This is a genomic window from Paraperlucidibaca sp., from assembly GCF_982810325.1.
Genome location: NZ_CEYEMI010000010.1, coordinates 35,805 through 52,348 on the forward strand (window position 1 = coordinate 35,805; position 16,544 = coordinate 52,348).

16 protein-coding genes are annotated in these 16,544 nt (G+C 55.1%); 4 read left to right on the top strand and 12 right to left on the bottom strand.

The window, feature by feature from the left end; all coding sequences use genetic code 11:
- Nucleotides 1-30: 30 nt before the first annotated feature.
- The 3 genes from dnaG to rpsU form a co-directional block, all read right to left on the bottom strand.
- Complete coding sequence (gene dnaG / locus AC3DKE_RS05365) at nt 31-2,121, bottom strand: DNA primase (RefSeq protein ID WP_379071037.1); 2,091 nt, start codon at nt 2,119-2,121, stop codon at nt 31-33.
- Between the two features lie 119 nt (nt 2,122-2,240).
- Nucleotides 2,241-2,690: a GatB/YqeY domain-containing protein gene (locus AC3DKE_RS05370; RefSeq protein WP_340675391.1), complete on the bottom strand. Its 450-nt coding sequence runs from the start codon at nt 2,688-2,690 to the stop codon at nt 2,241-2,243.
- A gap of 117 nt (nt 2,691-2,807) precedes the next feature.
- On the bottom strand, nt 2,808-3,023 hold the full coding sequence (rpsU, locus tag AC3DKE_RS05375; protein WP_340675392.1) for a 30S ribosomal protein S21: 216 nt from the start codon (nt 3,021-3,023) through the stop codon (nt 2,808-2,810).
- 135 nt (nt 3,024-3,158) lie between these two features.
- On the opposite strand from rpsU, the gene tsaD reads away from it, so the two are divergent.
- The gene (tsaD, locus tag AC3DKE_RS05380; RefSeq protein ID WP_340675393.1) at nt 3,159-4,178 is read left to right on the top strand and encodes a tRNA (adenosine(37)-N6)-threonylcarbamoyltransferase complex transferase subunit TsaD; all 1,020 of its coding nucleotides are present in this window, start codon (nt 3,159-3,161) and stop codon (nt 4,176-4,178) included.
- 26 nt (nt 4,179-4,204) lie between these two features.
- Here the strand turns inward: tsaD and plsY are convergent, their stop codons facing one another.
- On the bottom strand, nt 4,205-4,804 hold the full coding sequence (plsY, locus tag AC3DKE_RS05385) for a glycerol-3-phosphate 1-O-acyltransferase PlsY (protein ID WP_340675394.1): 600 nt from the start codon (nt 4,802-4,804) through the stop codon (nt 4,205-4,207).
- 68 nt (nt 4,805-4,872) lie between these two features.
- Between plsY and folB the strand changes: the two genes are divergently transcribed.
- Complete coding sequence (folB, locus tag AC3DKE_RS05390; RefSeq protein ID WP_340675395.1) at nt 4,873-5,235, top strand: dihydroneopterin aldolase; 363 nt, start codon at nt 4,873-4,875, stop codon at nt 5,233-5,235.
- Nucleotides 5,236-5,283: 48 nt separating this feature from the next.
- Here the strand turns inward: folB and AC3DKE_RS05395 are convergent, their stop codons facing one another.
- From AC3DKE_RS05395 to pdxA, 6 genes are read right to left on the bottom strand one after another with little or no spacing between them, the layout of a single operon-like run.
- Nucleotides 5,284-6,036, bottom strand: a complete 753-nt coding sequence (locus tag AC3DKE_RS05395) for a pteridine reductase (protein WP_411729489.1) — start codon at nt 6,034-6,036, stop codon at nt 5,284-5,286.
- Nucleotides 6,029-7,270 (bottom strand): multifunctional CCA addition/repair protein, encoded by a 1,242-nt coding sequence (locus tag AC3DKE_RS05400; RefSeq protein WP_411729488.1) that lies wholly within the window; start codon nt 7,268-7,270, stop codon nt 6,029-6,031. Before AC3DKE_RS05400 ends, AC3DKE_RS05395 begins: the two co-directional genes overlap by 8 nt.
- The gene (locus tag AC3DKE_RS05405; protein WP_340675398.1) at nt 7,267-8,079 is read right to left on the bottom strand and encodes a symmetrical bis(5'-nucleosyl)-tetraphosphatase; all 813 of its coding nucleotides are present in this window, start codon (nt 8,077-8,079) and stop codon (nt 7,267-7,269) included. Before AC3DKE_RS05405 ends, AC3DKE_RS05400 begins: the two co-directional genes overlap by 4 nt.
- Nucleotides 8,079-8,474, bottom strand: a complete 396-nt coding sequence (apaG, locus tag AC3DKE_RS05410; protein ID WP_340675399.1) for a Co2+/Mg2+ efflux protein ApaG — start codon at nt 8,472-8,474, stop codon at nt 8,079-8,081. The genes AC3DKE_RS05405 and apaG overlap by 1 nt, the downstream gene beginning before the upstream one ends.
- A complete protein-coding gene (gene rsmA / locus AC3DKE_RS05415; RefSeq protein WP_340675400.1) occupies nt 8,471-9,301 on the bottom strand; it encodes a 16S rRNA (adenine(1518)-N(6)/adenine(1519)-N(6))-dimethyltransferase RsmA in 831 nt (276 codons plus the stop codon). The genes apaG and rsmA overlap by 4 nt, the downstream gene beginning before the upstream one ends.
- Nucleotides 9,298-10,326, bottom strand: coding sequence for a 4-hydroxythreonine-4-phosphate dehydrogenase PdxA (pdxA, locus tag AC3DKE_RS05420; RefSeq protein ID WP_340675401.1), 1,029 nt, complete (start codon nt 10,324-10,326; stop codon nt 9,298-9,300). Before pdxA ends, rsmA begins: the two co-directional genes overlap by 4 nt.
- Nucleotides 10,327-10,589: 263 nt before the next feature.
- On the opposite strand from pdxA, the gene AC3DKE_RS05425 reads away from it, so the two are divergent.
- Nucleotides 10,590-11,765: a sensor histidine kinase gene (locus AC3DKE_RS05425; protein WP_340675402.1), complete on the top strand. Its 1,176-nt coding sequence runs from the start codon at nt 10,590-10,592 to the stop codon at nt 11,763-11,765.
- 2 nt (nt 11,766-11,767) lie between these two features.
- Nucleotides 11,768-12,451 carry a response regulator gene (locus AC3DKE_RS05430; RefSeq protein ID WP_340675403.1) on the top strand — a complete coding sequence of 228 codons (684 nt, stop codon included), beginning with the start codon at nt 11,768-11,770 and terminating at the stop codon, nt 12,449-12,451.
- 6 nt (nt 12,452-12,457) lie between these two features.
- On the opposite strand, the gene AC3DKE_RS05435 is transcribed toward AC3DKE_RS05430, so the two are convergent.
- Nucleotides 12,458-13,843, bottom strand: coding sequence for a peptidylprolyl isomerase (locus AC3DKE_RS05435; protein WP_411729487.1), 1,386 nt, complete (start codon nt 13,841-13,843; stop codon nt 12,458-12,460).
- The gene (locus AC3DKE_RS05440) at nt 13,843-16,530 is read right to left on the bottom strand and encodes an LPS-assembly protein LptD (RefSeq protein ID WP_340675405.1); all 2,688 of its coding nucleotides are present in this window, start codon (nt 16,528-16,530) and stop codon (nt 13,843-13,845) included. Before AC3DKE_RS05440 ends, AC3DKE_RS05435 begins: the two co-directional genes overlap by 1 nt.
- Nucleotides 16,531-16,544 lie beyond the last annotated feature (14 nt).

Here is a 16,544-nt window from a genome sequence, read left to right on the forward strand (position 1 = left end):
AAGGGGGTGTTTGTCAGCTCACAAGCGTACTCAGCTACTCGGTGCTTGCGGCAATTGACGCATCCAGTCAGCGAACTCACGCTTTGCCAGCGTTAAAGCCAGTAGGTTTTCCATATTTGGCGATTTTTGCAGTGTGTTATCGGCATGAGCAATGCGCTGTTCGAGTAATCGGCTGTGTAAGCGATGGCTCAGCGCTTCAGCTTCCAATGTGCTGTCGGCATCGGGCAAAAGGCTTTCAGCAGCTGCGATGGAGGCTAATGCTTCACCTTCGGGTCGGCCATGCCAGCTTCCTAGTAACGCCGCTAAGGAGCGTTCTGGCGCTTCTCGTAGAGCCTGGGCCAATGTGCAAAGCAGCTCGGTTTCGGGGTCGTTGAGGCTGCCTAGCATGGCTTCAGGCCAGAGTTGCGCATGGCTTGGCTCGCGCAGCAACAGGCGAATGGCCTGCGCCGACAATGAGCGTAGCCCAGGTCGTGCCGGCGCTTGCGGGCGCAGCTTGCGTGCTGCTTGTTGGGTGAATGGGCGCTTGCTCGGCGTAAAGCTCGATGGTCGCTCATCACTCTGGTTCGATGAGCTTGCTAGGCTGGCGTAATAAGCCTCGTCAATGGAGCTGCGCTCGTCATCGTCTGCGGCCCAGTGTGTGTCATAGGCGGCATCATGCGAGCTGTCATGTTGGGGCTGATGATTCTGCTCATAATTACTCTGCGCATGACGATGTGACTGCTGCGTGCTCGCTGTCTGTTGAGCAGTCTGCGCCACGGCCTCAGCGGCAGCTTTCGCTGCCTGCTCACGCGCCACAGTCTGTGCCTCATGCTTTTCTAACATTTGCGCGAGCTGCTTTTCCAGCACGGCCACGCTGAGCTGAGTGATCTCGCTTAGGCGCTGCAATAGCAAGGTGCGAAACAGCGACTCCGGCATAGTCATCAGCAATGGCAGCGCCACGGTCGCGAGCTGCGTGCGGCCTTCGATCGACGCTAGGTTTAGCGATTCACTTAAATGCTTAAATAATTGGTCGGCAAGCGGCACGGAATCGGCATCGATGCGCGCACGAAACATCGCCGCGCCTTCTTTGCGCACAAGGCTATCGGGGTCTTCGCCATCGGGCAGAAAAAGAAACTTCGCACCAACGCCATCGCGCAGAGCGGGCAGGGCATTCTCTAGGGCGCGCCAAGCAGCGCGGCGGCCAGCGCTGTCACCATCGAAGCAAAAAACGACTTCGGGCACGACGCGAAATAGGCGTTCGACATGCGTGGTGCTAGTGGCTGTGCCAAGCGTTGCCACGGCCTCATGGATGCCGGCTTGCGCGAGCGCGACCACATCCATATAGCCTTCGACCACGAGTAGGCGTGTGAGCTTGCCGGACTGGCGTGCCTCATAAAGCCCATACAGTTCTTGGCCTTTGTGGAACACCGGTGACTCAGGCGAGTTCAAATATTTGGGCTTGTCGTCGTTGAGTACGCGACCACCAAAGGCGATGACGCGACCACGAAAATCACGGATGGGGAAAATTACCCGATCGCGCATCGCGTCATAGTGAGATTGGCGCTGCGGGTTGAAAATAGCCAAACCCGAGGCTAGCAAGAGATCGCGCATGGCCGTGTCTTGGCCAAGACTTTGCAGCATGTTATCCCAGCCTGGCGGCGCGTATCCAATGCGAAACTGCTTGGCGATTGCGCCGCTAACACCACGATTTTTTAGATAGCCAACGGCGCGCTGCTTCTGCGTGGCGCTACGAAGTTGCTGCTCAAAAAATACGGCGGCGCGCTCAAGAGCATCGAATAAGGGCTGCTGTGTTGGCTTGTGTGCCGCGGCGGCATCGCGTGTTTCAGGTAGTGTTAAACCGGCGGCACCAGCGAGTTGGCGCAGGCCATCAATGAAGTCGAGACGGTCGTGCTCTATCAGAAAGCTCAGTGCGTTACCGGTGGCACCACAGCCGAAGCAGTAATAAAACTGCTTCTCGCGATTGACCGTAAACGAGGGCGATTTTTCTTGATGGAAAGGGCAGCAGGCCGAGTAATTTTTGCCCGCACGCTTGAGCTTGACGCGTGCGTCAATCAGATCGACGACATCGGTGCGCAAAAGCACTTCATCGATAAATGATTGCGGAATACGACCAGCGGACATGCGGGCTAATGCTCAAGCAGAAACGGGGAGTTGAGTGTGCGACAGCAAGCTTTGCAGCGCAATCGTCAGTCAATTGAGCAGGAGCTTTTTTGGCTGACGATCTCTAGGCTGGCGCTTTCTTAAATTGAAAGGCGCGCTTTAACTTGCTGCGACAGTGCACCGACATCGGCACGACCAGCGACCATGGGGCGCAATAAATTCATCACTTTACCCATGTCTTTCGGGCTAGTGGCACCAGCTTCAGCAATGGCAGCGGAAATCAGCGAGAGTAGTTCCTCTTCGCTTAATGGCGCTGGCAAAAACTCTTGCAGAATGGCTATCTCAGTATTTTCACGCTCGGCCAACTCTTGGCGATCACCAGCAATAAAAGCGGCGGCGGATTCGCGGCGCTGCTTCACTAGTTTTTCCATGACGCCTAAGGAGCGGGCATCATCGAGCTCAATGCGCTCATCGACTTCAATTTGTTTAAACGCGGCGAGTGCGGTGCGGATCACCAGCAGGCGATCTTTTTGCTGGGCGCGCATGGCGTCTTTCATGGCATCTGTTAGACGAACTTTTAGTGCAGGCATGGCAAAGCTAGCTCATACAGCGAGTGAATGCTGAAGCGATAGAAATAAAGCAGATGTGACCAACGCAGCTATGCGGTACGCGAGCGCAAAAGAATCTGCTCGCGTAACCAGCATGGCTTAGTACAAGCGTTTAACTTTTACGGCTTCGCGCTGTACTTTTTTGGCGTGACGCTTAACAGCGGCAGCGGCTTTGCGCTTGCGCTCTTGCGTGGGCTTCTCGTAGAAGTCACGTTTGCGAACATCGGCTAACACACCAGCTTTTTCGCATGAACGCTTGAAGCGACGCAGTGCGACGTCAAACGGTTCGCCTTCTTTTACTTTAACGTTGGGCATGAATTGCTCACCTGTTACAAATTACGGAACGCCATCGGGGGCGTGGGGCGCGGATTTTAGCCAGATTCATCTGGAATGGCAAACACCCTGTGTAGAGCGCTACACTTCGCGCCATGAAAAATGGAGAGAAATGGCATGCGCGTGCTAGGTATTGAGACCTCGTGTGATGAAACTGGCGTCGCTATTTATGACGATGCGCCGGGGGCTGGGCTATTGGCGCATCGCCTGCATAGCCAAATTGAGATGCATAAAGACTATGGCGGCGTGGTGCCCGAGCTGGCCTCGCGCGACCATATTCGCCGCCTCGTGCCCTTAGTGCGCGGCATGATGGCCGATGCCGACATCAGTGCCGATAGCATCGATGGTATCGCCTACACATCGGGCCCTGGGCTTGCTGGCGCGCTGTTAACAGGTGCGCTAATGGCACGCTCGCTGGCCTACGCCTGGGGCGTGCCTGCCGTCGGCGTGCATCATATGGAAGGGCATTTGCTAGCGCCTTTGCTAGAGGCTGAGCCGCCTGAGTTTCCTTTTGTCGCCCTATTGGTTTCTGGCGGCCATACCCAGCTCATGAAAGTTGAAGGTATTGGCCGTTACGAGCTGCTCGGCGAATCCATCGACGATGCTGCCGGCGAGGCCTTCGATAAAGTCGCCAAAATGCTCGGGCTGGACTATCCCGGCGGGCCATCGGTGGCGCGTCTAGCCTTAACTGGCCGTGATGATGCCTTTAAATTTCCACGCCCAATGCTCGACCGCCCAGGTTTGGACTTCTCGTTTAGTGGCTTAAAAACCGCTGTGCTCACCGCGCGCAATCAATCAGAGGATTCGCCAACTAAAGTTGCCGATATTTGTGCAAGTTTTGAGGCGGCAGCGGTCGATACCTTAATTCGCAAATGCTTACGCGCATTAAAGCAGACTGGCTTGAAGCGCTTGGTACTAGCGGGTGGTGTCAGTGCAAATAAGCGCCTGCGCCATGACTTAGCGCTAGCCTTGAAACCTATCGGTGGCCAAGCGTTTTATCCTGCTCCAGCTTTTTGCACTGATAACGGCGCAATGATCGCCTTTGCTGGCGCGCAGCGTTTGCGTGCGGGTGAGCGTCAAGACCTAACGGTTAATGTGCGTGCGCGATGGCCAATGACTGAGCTGGCAGCCATCTAAGGTCTATTCAAGATAAGCCGCCGCCGCTATTTAAAGCGGCGTTCAGTGCCCTCGATTAGCGCCTTCATATTGGCTTTGTGGCGCGCCAATAGCAGCAAGCTCATGCCGACCACGCCGAGCATGGCTTCGGGTAGCAAAAACTGAGTAAGGATGGGCGCGGCAATAAAGCCAACGATGGCGCCAAGCGAGGAGTAGCGTGTTAGAGCAAATGCCGTAATCCAAAGCGCGATCACGGTGCCGCCAATAATTGGCGATAGTGCGAGTAAAACGCCGAGCGCAGTCGCCACACCTTTGCCACCTTCGAAGCGAAAAAAGATCGGGTATAAATGACCCATAAAGGCGGCGAAGCCAATGGCGCTAACCAGCATCACATCGAGCCCGTAATAGCGCGCTGCAAGGACTGGCAATACGCCTTTTAGCATGTCGCCGAGCAAAGTTAGGATCGCGGCTTTTTTGCCGCCTAGGCGTAGCACATTGGTAGTGCCAGGGTTGCGTGAGCCATCGGTGCGCGGGTCGGGCAAGCCCATAACACGACAAACAATGATCGCGGCCGAAACAGAGCCGGCGAGATAGGCTAGAATCAGCGCCGCAATCGCAACAAAGTCGGCAATAGATTCAGGGCTCATAGTCGCTCCAACTTGGGGTGTGTGGCTCGCATCTTAGCAAAAAAATCAGGCGCGAAACGGGGCAACACGTGGACATTGTATACATTCGAGATTTCAAAATTGAGACGGTCATTGGCATGTTTCAATGGGAGCGCCGCATCCAGCAGACGCTGAGTTTGGACTTGGAGATGGCTTGGGACATTCGCCCAGCTGCGGCTACCGACACGATTGCCGAGGCACTGGATTATCGAGCGGTGTCGGAGCGACTGAAGTCGCATGTGGAGCAGGCGCATTACCAACTGGTTGAAACCTTGGCTGAGTCGATTTGGCAGATTTTACGCGAGGAGTTTTCGGTGCCGTGGTGCCGCCTGCGTGTGAGCAAGCCAGGTGCGGTACGTGGTGCGAAAGATGTTGGTGTGCTGATAGAGCGTGGTGTGAAGCCAGCTCAGTAGGTCCGGGCGTTTGTTACTTAACGAGCGCTAGGCCTGTTGTCGGCGGGCTCAGCCCCAGACCGTGCGACCGCCATCGACAGCGATAATCTGACCATTGATGTAGCTAGTCCCAGTAATTAAAAACACCACTGCTTCAGCAACTGCCTCAACGCCGCCAACTCGCCCCATGGGCACGGTGCGCAAGATCTCGGTCTTCATTGCCTCACTCATTTCACCGCTACCTTCGGGCCAGGCAATTGCGCCTGGCGACACACCATTGACACGAATAGCAGGTGCCAGCTCCTTTGCTAGTGCCCGAGTCATGGCGGCATTGGCTGCTTTTGCCATGCAGTAGAGGCTGTGATCTTGCAGCGGATATGCAGCGTGAATATCAATGATATTGACGATGGCGCCAGCGCCACGTGCTGCCAATGCAGGCCGCAGCGCTTGGCTTAGGAAATACGGAGCGCGCGCATTGCTAGCGAAAAGAAGGTCCCAGTCATTTTGCGTGGCACCACCAAAGGGCGTGGGGTAGAAGCTGGAGGCGTTGTTCACCAATGCATCGAGTCGCCCCCAATGCGCCTGTGCTTTCTCGGCTAGTGCTGTAATTGCATTTGCATCGCTAAGGTCGGCGACGAGATAGTGCGCTGAATCTAAGCGCTGGAGATTTAGGCGCTGGCACAGGCTTTCAGCATCGGCCTCGCTGTGATGGCAATGCACCAATACGCGCCAGCCTAAGGCGTGTAACTGCTCAGTAATGGCTGCGCCAACTCGCTTTGCAGCACCTGTGATTAGCGCAACGGGAGCGTCAGAATTATTCATGCTTAGCCTGCCAACTCGCCTTAAATTCAGTCAGTCTTTCTAGTCGTATGGCCGCAATGGCGTTAGCCATTTCCGCACCACGATAACCTTGCGCAACAAGCGCGGCATTGTCGATATGACAGGCAGCAGCAGCGCCTAACCAAAAATCGCGCTGCCAATACGGGCGATCTTCCAAGCCTGTGCGTCCACGAGCATCGGCCTCGCAGGCATTGAGAAACTCGCCTAGGCGCTCGTGTCGGCGCCATGCATCTACGCGCTGCAAACGATCAAGTAAAACTTCTGCCGAGTGTGTGTTGGCGCGATGGCAGTCAAGATGAAACTCGCCAACGACGCGAGCTAAGGCCTGATGTGTCGCCGGCACTTTTAGGCGAGCGCAGAGCGCATCGATCAATGGCAGGCCGCGAACTTCATGGCCGGTATGGCTTGGTAAAACAGGGTCTGGCGTTAGGGCTTTGCCGAGATCATGCACGAGCACAGCAAAGCGGACAGCGCTTGAGGCTTGCAGGCGCGCGGCCTGGCCTAAGGCCATTAGCGTGTGCACGCCGGTGTCTATTTCGGGGTGATAATCCGCGCGCTGGGGCACACCAAAGAGCGCATCGACTTCGGGAAAACAGATCTTTAGCGCGCCACAATCGCGCAGTACTTGGAAATAAATCTGCGGTGCGTCGCTCATTAGCGCACGTTCGGTTTCTTGCCACACGCGCTCGGGCGTTAGCAGTGCTAGTTCGCCTGACTCTGCCAGTTCGCGCATCAGCGCTAATGTATCGTTGGCCACGCGAAAGCCAAGACTATGAAAACGTGCGGCAAATCGTGCAACGCGCAGCACACGCAGTGGATCTTCAGCAAACGCCGGTGAGACGTGTCGCAGTAATCGGTCGGCTAAGTCTTGTTGGCCACCGTAGGGGTCGATTAGCGCGCCATCGTCAGCTTTGGCCATGGCGTTGATGGTGAGGTCGCGGCGCTCAAGATCGGCCTCCAAACTCACATCAGGATGAAAGTCGCAAATAAAGCCATGATAGCCCGCGCCTTGTTTGCGCTCGGTGCGCGCTAAAGCGTATTCGGCCTGCGTTTCGGGATGCAAAAACACGGGGAATTCATGTCCAACTTGGCGATAGCCTTGATCGGTTAGCCATTCCGGTGTTGCGCCTACCACCACATAATCGATGTCATGTACCGGCAGGCTGAGCAGCTCATCACGCACGGCACCGCCAACGCGATAAATCTGCGGGCTCATGTCAGCCCCGGTGTACTGGTCGTGCGTTCGCCGGTCTCTAGGCAATAGGCCGTGAGGTATTTGCCCCAGACGCAGCCGCTATCGAGTGCGATGGCATGGGTTTGATGAGTGATGCTGTCGAGCGCTGCCCAATGGCCGAAAAATACGCGCTGGGCAACAGGGCGCAGAGCCGGCCAATCAAACCATGCCTTAAAGCCTTCGGGCAGATCGCTATTGCCAGTTTTGTGCTGAAAATTTAACTGGCCATCGGCGTCGATTAAACGCATGCGAGTGAAATGATTGGTGATGACGCGCAGGCGATCGGTGCCAGCTAAGTCATCGCTCCACGCACTGGGCTCGTTGCCATACATGGCGGCAAAAAAACCAGCGGCGTGTTCGCTGCGTAGGATGGTTTCAACCTCAAAGGCGAGCGTTTGCGCCTGCTCAAAAGACCAGCTTGGCGGTAGACCTGCATGGGTCAGCACATCGCCTGTGGGCAGTGTGATCAGCAGCGGCTGTTGCTGCAGCCAGCGCATGAGCTCAGTGGCATCGAATGCATCTAGAATCGGCTGTGTGAGATCTTTTGGCTTCACTCTGGCATGGCCGTGAAAGGCTGCTAACAAGTGCAAGTCATGGTTGCCGAGCACGGTGCTGGCAGCTGAACCAAGATTTTTAATAAGCCGCAATGTGCCAAGTGAATCTGGCCCGCGTGCGACTAAATCACCAGCAAAAAACACATGATCGGTCGCTGGATCAAAGGCGATGCGCACTAATAAGTCTTCGAGCGCGGCTCGACAACCTTGCACATCGCCGATGAGAAAATGGCGCATCAGTTTAGTACGCGAGGGATAGCCAGCGTGAAGGCAGGAATCGGCGATTCGAAGCGCTCGCCAATATCATCGAGCATGCCATAGGAGCCGTGCATGCTGCCCACCGGCGTTTCGATCACGGTGCCACTGGTGTATTCGAAAAATTCGCCCGGGGCTAAAACGGGCTGCTCGCCAATCACGCCATCGCCGCGAATTTCCTGCACGCTGGCTTCGCTATTGGTGATGATCCAGTGCCGTGTTAGCAGGCGCACGGTGCGCGTGCCTTCGTTTTTAATATGAATGTGATAGGCAAACACATAACGCTGATCACTCGGGCTCGATGGCTCTGCAAGGTATTCGCTGCGCACCGATACGCGGATGCCGCGCTCGTCGGTTGCTTGCACTGATTGGCTCATGTGGGTTCGTCCAAAAGGGCGTGTGTAATGGCTACATAGTCTGCCACTGACAAGGTTTCAGGGCGAGCACCTAAGTTTACGCCAGCCTTTTCCAATGCGCTGGCGGGGTATTTTCCTAGGGCATTGCGTAAGGTTTTTCGGCGCATAGTAAATGCAGTGCCGACAACTTCGCCGAGCAGTTTTTCATCACGGCAAGGATGTGGCAACACAGCGTGTGGCGTGAGGCGAATGATCGCCGACATCACTTTCGGCGGCGGATTAAATGCCTCTGGCGGCACATCAAATAGCCATTCGGGCAAGCAGCGATATTGCGTCATCACACTCAGTCGTCCATAGGCTGAATCGCCGGGGCCTGAGCACAGCCGATCGACCACCTCCTTCTGCAGCATAAAAGTCATGTCGACGATCAGTTCGCTATGGCTAAGCAAATGAAAAATCAGCGGTGTGGAGATGTTATAGGGCAGGTTGCCAATGACACGAATCGGCGCATCGGCACTCGCCAAGGTGCTGAAATCGAACTTCAGCGCATCGCCTTCGTGAATGATCAGCTCGCCGAGACCTGCCAGTGTTTTTGGCAAACGAGCAGCTAAGTCACGATCGAGCTCGATGACGTGCAGGCGCTCAACGGCTGGCAATAAAAACTTTGTCAGTGCTGCTAAGCCTGGACCAATTTCCACCACTGATTGGCCAGGAATTGGCGTGAAGCTGGCGACGATTTGCTGAATCACGCGCTCATCATGGAGAAAGTTTTGGCCAAAGCGTTTGCGTACAACATGGCCCTCAACAGCTTTTCCTGATGGGCGGCGCTTTGGGCGAGGTGAGTTCATACGAGTAAATCCTGTGTGCCCAATAGCGAGCGTCTAGCGTTGATCATGGCAAGTGCCTCATGGATGGCGGCTTTCAAGCTGCCGGCATTGGCAAGACCGGTGCCGGCGAGTGTGAGCGCGGTGCCGTGATCAACTGAGGTGCGAATAATTGGTAGGCCTAGCGTGATGTTCACGGCATTGCCGAAGCCAGCGTGTTTTAGCACCGGCAAACCTTGGTCATGATACATCGCCAAGACGGCATCGGCCTGCTGCAAATGCTGTGGCGTAAACAGTGTGTCGGCGGGCAGTGGGCCGATGAGGCTTAAACCTTCTTCGCGCAAGGCCGCGAGTGTGGGCTCAATAATTTCAATTTCTTCGCGGCCCAAATGCCCACCCTCGCCGGCGTGCGGATTCAGGCCAGTGACATAAATTCGCGGCTGAGCAATACCAAACTTATCGCGTAAATCGGCGTGCAAAATTCGTAACACCTGCTTCAGGCGTGTCGGCGTGATGGCATCGGCAACATCGCGCAAGGGTAAGTGCGTCGTAGCCAGCGCCACGCGCAAGCCGGGGCAGGTCAGCATCATCACCACGCGCTCAACGCCGCATCGCTCTTGCAGAAACTCGGTGTGGCCGCTGAAGGCAATGCCAGCGTCGTTAATCACCGCCTTGTGCAGCGGGGCAGTTATTAATGCATCGAAGCCACCATCTAGACAACCATCGCAGGCACGGGTTAGTGAGGCCAAGACTGCAGGCACTAGTGCGGTATTGAGTTGGCCGGGCTGCTCCTGTTCGGGCAATGGCGTTTCGCAAACCCACAAATGCCCAGGCGTATGCTCTGAAGCAGGTGAGTTAGGCTGCCAAGCGCTACAGCTCAGCGGCAGCTTCAAGCGCGCAGCAGCACGCAGCAGCATGGCGCTATCGCTAATGGCAATGAGTTGCGCCGGCCACGACTCTTGGGCAATCTGCACAAGCAGATCGGGGCCAATGCCAGCGGGTTCGCCGGGCGTTAGCGCTAGGCGTGAAATGATATGAGGGTGTGACATGCGAAGGTGCATCCCGTGCGTCGGTCATTCACGCCATTGTGCCATAGGCAACCTGAGAGGGGAGTGAATGCCGACGTCGGACGCTCTGCGCTGGAGGCCTACCGCAAAGGGCTGCAGTGCAGGTGTTATGGCCAGCAGAGGTGGCCTGATTAACGACTTGGCTATTGTTAGATGATTGCTCCGCGCCGCCAAGTAAAAATCCCGTAAAATCGGCGTAGTTATTTTCACACACGCTTTTTATGTGGCCTTTCATGGAGAGCGTTATGTTGTCGTGGCTGAGTTTACGCCCATACGTTTTTGCGCTCAGCGTGTTGGCGGCGACTACCTTGCTCGCATGGCTATTGCAGCCCTATGTGTCGCTACCAAATCTCGTCTTACTATTTGTTATGGCCGCCGTCATGGTGGCCTATTGGGGCGGTCGTGGCGCAGCTGTGTTGGCGTCGGTGCTGGGTGGTTTGGCTTATGCCGTGCTCTATGTGCCATGGGCATTTTTGGATGTTGCGGAAACGGGGCAGTACGCCTTAACGCTATTTATTACTGTCGGTTTGAGTTGGTTTATTAGCCAGCTCACCACGCGTTGGCGAGATCAAGCACTGGTCGCTACCGAGCGGGCGCGCGAGCTAGACCGGCTGTATCGCTATACCCGTGAGCTAGAGACCGAACGCCTTCGCAACTCGGTATTAAGCGCGCTATCGCATGATTTGCGCACGCCATTGGCAAGTCTAGTGGGTGCGAGCTCATCGTTAATGTCTGATGAAATCACCTTAGATGAGCCCGCTCAGCGCGAACTCATGAGTCTTATTTATGATGAGTCGCGGCGCATGCAGGTGCTCGTTGAGAATTTGCTGGAGTTAGCGCGACTTGAGTCCGGCCCGGTAAAACTGCAGCAAGACTGGCAGGCCTTGGAAGAGGTATTAGGCGCTGCTCTGGCGGTATGGCGTCGTGCATTAGCGCCGCGAGAAATTCGTGTAGAACTGCCTGATGACTTGCCGTTGCTGCGCTTTGACCCACGTTTATTAGAGCGAGTATTCGCCAATTTATTTGAAAATATTGGTAAATACACGCCAGAGCAGACTGTGGTTACTGTGCGCGCCAAGGTTCTTGCCGATGTTGTGACTTTGACCATTAGTGACAATGGCCCGGGCTTTAGTGAAGACCCTAGCATGCTGTTTCAGAAATTTTATCGTGGCGACAGCGTGGGTTCTGCACCGGGCGCTGGGCTAGGCTTGACGATTTGTCGTGCCATTATGGATGCCCATGACGGAAGCATTGTGGCGAGTAGTCGAGATCCGCAAGGTGCACGTTTTACTCTGAGCTTGCCGACGAGCGCGCAACCCATGCTCGACTACGATGAAGCTTCAGATGACGATGAGCTTGCATTGCCAAGCAATAGTGCTCAAACAGCAGTAGCTAATGCAGCGACCGAAGGTAGGGACTAGGCATGAGCGTTGATATTTTAGTGATTGAAGATGAGTCCAGCCTGGTGCGATTACTATCGACGGCGCTGACGGCTCAAGGCTACGTCGTCACCACCGCGATGTCGGGGAATGAAGCTTTAGCGCGTGTGGCCGTAGATGATCCAGCACTGATATTGCTCGATCTTGGCCTGCCAGATATTGATGGCCTTCAGCTATTGCCGCAGCTGAAAGAGCGCTGTGCAGCGCAAGTTATTGTGGTATCGGCACGCAGCCGCGAAGAGGAAAAAATTGCAGCGCTTGATGCCGGTGCGGAGGATTACTTAACCAAGCCATTTGGTGTGGCTGAGCTTTTAGCGCGCTTACGCGTGGCGCAGAGGAGGCGGCTCGAAAGTACGCCAATTAGTCAGCAATATTCGGTGGCTGAGTTGTTTATTGATTTAGCACAGCGCCAAGTCACTCTGGCCGGTGAGCCGGTGAGATTAACGCCGAAAGAGTTTCAGATGTTGGCCATTTTGGCGCAATCGGCTGGGCGAGTGGTCACGCATGCTCAGCTATTGCAGGCGGTATGGGGACGCCATCATGGCGATGACACCCACTATTTGCGGATTTATTTGCGGCAACTGCGACAGAAAATTGAAGCCAATCCAAGCGAGCCCCGTTATTTGCTAACGGAGCTCGGCGTTGGTTATCGTTTGGCGGCAGAGTAGTAGGGCTTAGTTGCTGCCACGGAAGTCGACATAGGCTTCTGCGCGAAGCTCACGTAGCCATGCCCCAAGCTCTTCGTCATAGGCTCGAGCAAAGAGAATCTGCTTAGCACGATCACGCAGAACGGTTTCGCGCATATCTTTTTCACGCTCGCCATCGACGCGCAAAATATGCCAGCCAAAACTACTTTGGAATGGTTGGCTAATAGCACCGATCGGTGTTTGCCCAATCATGCTGTCGAACGCAGGCACCATGTCGCCGGGCGAAACCCAGCCCAAGTCGCCACCTTTTACTGCAGAGCCTGGGTCTTGCGAATTGATGCGTGCTAACTCAGCAAAGTCGGCGCCATTTTTCAGCTTCTTATAAAGCACATTCATGACTTCACGAATATCTTCGCTAGACTGCAAGTCATTGGGACGCATGAGGATATGACGCACCTCACGCTGCTTAACGACCGTAGTAGGGACGGGCGGTGGTGGCGGCAATAGTGTGTTTGGGCTGCGCAGTTCGCGACGATCCAGTAGCCAAATTAAGTGCCAGCCGCGCGGTGAGCGAATTAGCTCTGGCGCATCACCAGCGATCAAGCGCTCTAGCGGCGCTTGCAGTAAGTCGGGCAGTTGCGCAGTGCTACGCCAGCCTAATGGCTCAATTGCGGCCTCAGGAGCTTTGCCTTTAAAGCTATCGATGGCCTGCTCGGGAGTCATTGCCTGCGCTTGCAACTGCAGAATTTGCTTGGCGAGATCGGCTAAGCGCAGCTGCTCTTTAGCGTTGGCACTTTCTTCCACGGGCACTAGCACTTGCGTGACTAAATACTCCATGGTTGGCGCTGCAACGGGCGCGGCAGCTTCTGACTTTTTATTGAGCTGAACATCGAGCTGTCGGTTTAGCTCGGAGCCGGCAGGCGTGGCCATAAACTGATTGATGTCGGCATCAGTAATATTGATGCGATCGTTCATGCGGCGTTGGCGCATACGCTCAATGATTTGCTCGCGAGCAATGGCATTGCGCAAATACTCGAACGAAGTGCCTGGTGTGCTGTCGAGCTTGGCGCGAAAGGCGTCAAGGCTTAAGCCATTTTGCTTGGCTAAATTTGCCAGCGCGGCATTCACGGTATTGTCATCAGGGCGAATGCTGTTGCGGCTAGCGAGTTGTAGCTGCAAGTTTTCCATGATCAGCTGTTCGCGAGCGGCACCAAATAGCTGCGCATCGTCTGGCACTTGAGCGCCGCGCTGCTGCGCTTGAAAGCGCAGGTCGCCCATACGCGCTTCGATATCAGATTTCAAAATCACGCCATCGTTGACGATGACGGCGACTTGATCGACCGCTGTCGCCGCGTGCGATACGCCAGTTAGCAGTGTCGTTAAGCAGGTGAGTGCCAGCAGATAGCGCCGCATTAAAAGCCTTCCTTTTTGTGATCAAGTTGGTTGTAGCCGAACACGTTTTTCTCAAACAAGGTGTCGACGTTAGTGCCGAATCCTGCCAAACCTTTTAGCACGATTTCAATAAAGATAGCCTCGCGGCTACGGTCAGATGTGGGGCTGTTGTTGGCCGCCGCATCGGCAATAAAGCTGCGTTTAAACAGGCGCACCTGCCAACAGCAAGCCTCGTACGATACGCCAAAGAGGGCCTCTTGTGACTCTTTTTCCTTGATGTCGTAGTTCCATAAGCCGAGCACTTTCCAGTTCACGCCCAATGGTTGAACGAAGGATAGCTGAGTTTGGCTGACGGCTTTTTGGCCGATGCTTGGGTCGTCGCGGCGGAAGCGATAGCCGGCGTTATAGAGGCGGTCGCCTGTTTTTGGTAAGTAGCTAGCGCCAACGCTGTATTGCGAGAGGCGAGAGCCTTCAGAGTCCATCAGCAAGTCGGCAAAAAAGCTGGTTTCTTCATTGGCGCGGAAAGTCATATTGCCGGCATAGCTAGATGCGGGGCTGGTGTCGACTGCGACTGCAGGGTCTAAGCGAACCTCGCGGTCACGCAAATAGACAATTTGGCCTAATGACGCTTGTAGGCGCTCAAAGCCATCGGCGTCGAGCCAGCGGGAGGTTAAGCCGATAGCGACCTGGTTGGCATCATCGATGCGGTCACCGCCGGAAAAGCGGGTATCACGAAAGAGCTGATCATAGCTAAATGTGGTCACGGCGCTGTCGAAGTTAGGCAATGAGCTTTGGTCGCGATTCGGCGCGTAGAGGTAATACAAGCGTGGCTCAAGTACTTGCGAGCTGCCATTATTGCTGAAGCGTTCGAATATTAGGCCTGTGTCTAGACTTAGCGTTGGCACAGTTAGGCTGGTATCTTCATTGCCAGTGACGCCATTGCCATCGAGCGCATAGCTCAAGTGGCTGAGTTTGGCTGCTGGACGTAGATAGCCCCAAGGTTGCGAATAATCAAAGCGAACCTCTGGATCTAAGCGTATGCGTGTGCCATTGACTTCGGGCGCGCTGCCATCATCAATATTGCGCTCAAAGCGAGCTACTTCGGCGCGCATGCTGCGTTGCCAGCCCGGTAAGCGCTCGCGCTCACTGGTGACTAGAAATTGCGGTACGCGTGAGTAGGGCTTATCGACATCTAAAAGATCGGGGTCGATGGTTTGAAAGCCTTGTGCTCGAGCGACGAAATGCCAGTCTGGTGTGTCGTAAAACACTTCGCCTAAACGCTCTTGGTGCGTTTGGTTAGCGAGGTTTAGGTCAGTGCCTAAATCGGTGAAATAGAAATTATCTGAGACATAATTCAGCGAGGTACGTGCGCGCCAGCCATTTTGCCAATCAGCGCGCTGATCTAGCGAGGCGGACTTGCGATCTTCACCTGTTTTTTGATCGCCAGGCAAAATAGCCGCTTTCAGCTCGCCGCTGCCAAAGTCATGCGTTAAATAGCGAGTTTCGGTTTCTAGCATGGCACCGCGCGAGCTCAGCAGACGCGGTGTCACTGTGGCATCGAGTTGCGGTGCAATATTCAAATAAATCGGCACTGACAGATCGAAGCCGCCATCGTTGGTGTTACCAAAGCGCGGAATCAAGATGCCGGTTTGGCGGCGATCATCAATTGGAAAGCGGAAGTACGGTAAGTACAGAATTGGCACGTCTTGAATGCGCAATTTAGCGCTATAAACTTCGCCAATGCCGGTGTTGGGATTGAGCTCAATATCTTTCGCTTCAAATGACCAGACACGACTACCTGGTGCGCAAGTGGTGTAAATGCCGCGGTCGATTAATAGCGTGCCGTCGCTAAAGCGGCGCATACGATCGGCGCGGCCGTGGGCATGCATGGCTTGCGAGACAAACTCGCTGCTGAGTAGTTGGCCTGCGCTGGTGTTGATATTCACTACCGCTTGTTCGCCGGTGAGCAATACGCCGGGTTGAGCAATGCGCACATTGCCATCGAAGCGACCAAAGTTACGGTCTTGCGTGATGCTGCCGCTGTCGGCTTCGAGCAGGCGGCCGCCCTGTGTGATGCGCACGCTGCCGCTGAGATCAGCGCCACCTTCATCGTTATAGCTTAATGAGTTGGCTAGAGCCTCGATGTCGGAGGTGTCTAAGTCGCCCAATGGTGTGCTCAATGGCACAGGCGTGGCCCATGCGCCTTGGCAAGTGGCATCTAATGGCGGCTTGTCGGCGTCGGGCAGTTGTGCGATTTGAGCGGTGGTTAACCAGCCTAGGCGTGTCCCGACTGTATCGACACTGTCTAGATCTTTAGTCGGCGTGGCGGCTATCGATGTCGCAGCAGCTGGAGCATCCACGACAACTTTGTCGGCTGGTTTCGCGGGCTCAATAACTCTTGCCGGTTCAGCAGTAGTAGGCGGATTAACCGCGCTGCTCGGGCTTGGCTGATTCACCGATTTTGGAGCGACCGGACTAGGAACGCTAGGCAGTTGCATCAGCAAAGATGATGGACGTTGTGGCTTAGGAGCCTCAATAAATTCATCGTCACGCTCAGCAGCGGCATAAACTGAAAGTCCTTCATTGGACTCGACGCCGTATGGTGACGCAGATAAGCCGGCGCTAGGCAGCACTAAAAGTGCTGCAGCCAGAGGGGTTAGGCGGGCAAAAGCCACCTTTGCAGAAGTATTTACAAGTTTATTTGTCATGGCGCGCAAGCAGG

What these genes read in the sequence shown, in the direction of transcription:
- AC3DKE_RS05430 (WP_340675403.1), top strand. Translation starts at nt 11,768, where the DNA reads ATGAGCGTTGATATTTTAGTGATTGAAGATGAGTCCAGCCTGGTGCGA.
- tsaD (WP_340675393.1), top strand. Translation starts at nt 3,159, where the DNA reads ATGCGCGTGCTAGGTATTGAGACCTCGTGTGATGAAACTGGCGTCGCT.
- rpsU (WP_340675392.1), bottom strand. Translation starts at nt 3,023, where the DNA reads ATGCCCAACGTTAAAGTAAAAGAAGGCGAACCGTTTGACGTCGCACTG.
- AC3DKE_RS05425 (WP_340675402.1), top strand. Translation starts at nt 10,590, where the DNA reads ATGTTGTCGTGGCTGAGTTTACGCCCATACGTTTTTGCGCTCAGCGTG.
- AC3DKE_RS05440 (WP_340675405.1), bottom strand. Translation starts at nt 16,530, where the DNA reads ATGACAAATAAACTTGTAAATACTTCTGCAAAGGTGGCTTTTGCCCGC.
- AC3DKE_RS05395 (WP_411729489.1), bottom strand. Translation starts at nt 6,036, where the DNA reads ATGAATAATTCTGACGCTCCCGTTGCGCTAATCACAGGTGCTGCAAAG.
- dnaG (WP_379071037.1), bottom strand. Translation starts at nt 2,121, where the DNA reads ATGTCCGCTGGTCGTATTCCGCAATCATTTATCGATGAAGTGCTTTTG.
- rsmA (WP_340675400.1), bottom strand. Translation starts at nt 9,301, where the DNA reads ATGAACTCACCTCGCCCAAAGCGCCGCCCATCAGGAAAAGCTGTTGAG.
- AC3DKE_RS05400 (WP_411729488.1), bottom strand. Translation starts at nt 7,270, where the DNA reads ATGAGCCCGCAGATTTATCGCGTTGGCGGTGCCGTGCGTGATGAGCTG.
- plsY (WP_340675394.1), bottom strand. Translation starts at nt 4,804, where the DNA reads ATGAGCCCTGAATCTATTGCCGACTTTGTTGCGATTGCGGCGCTGATT.
- apaG (WP_340675399.1), bottom strand. Translation starts at nt 8,474, where the DNA reads ATGAGCCAATCAGTGCAAGCAACCGACGAGCGCGGCATCCGCGTATCG.
- AC3DKE_RS05435 (WP_411729487.1), bottom strand. Translation starts at nt 13,843, where the DNA reads ATGCGGCGCTATCTGCTGGCACTCACCTGCTTAACGACACTGCTAACT.
- AC3DKE_RS05370 (WP_340675391.1), bottom strand. Translation starts at nt 2,690, where the DNA reads ATGCCTGCACTAAAAGTTCGTCTAACAGATGCCATGAAAGACGCCATG.
- pdxA (WP_340675401.1), bottom strand. Translation starts at nt 10,326, where the DNA reads ATGTCACACCCTCATATCATTTCACGCCTAGCGCTAACGCCCGGCGAA.
- AC3DKE_RS05405 (WP_340675398.1), bottom strand. Translation starts at nt 8,079, where the DNA reads ATGCGCCATTTTCTCATCGGCGATGTGCAAGGTTGTCGAGCCGCGCTC.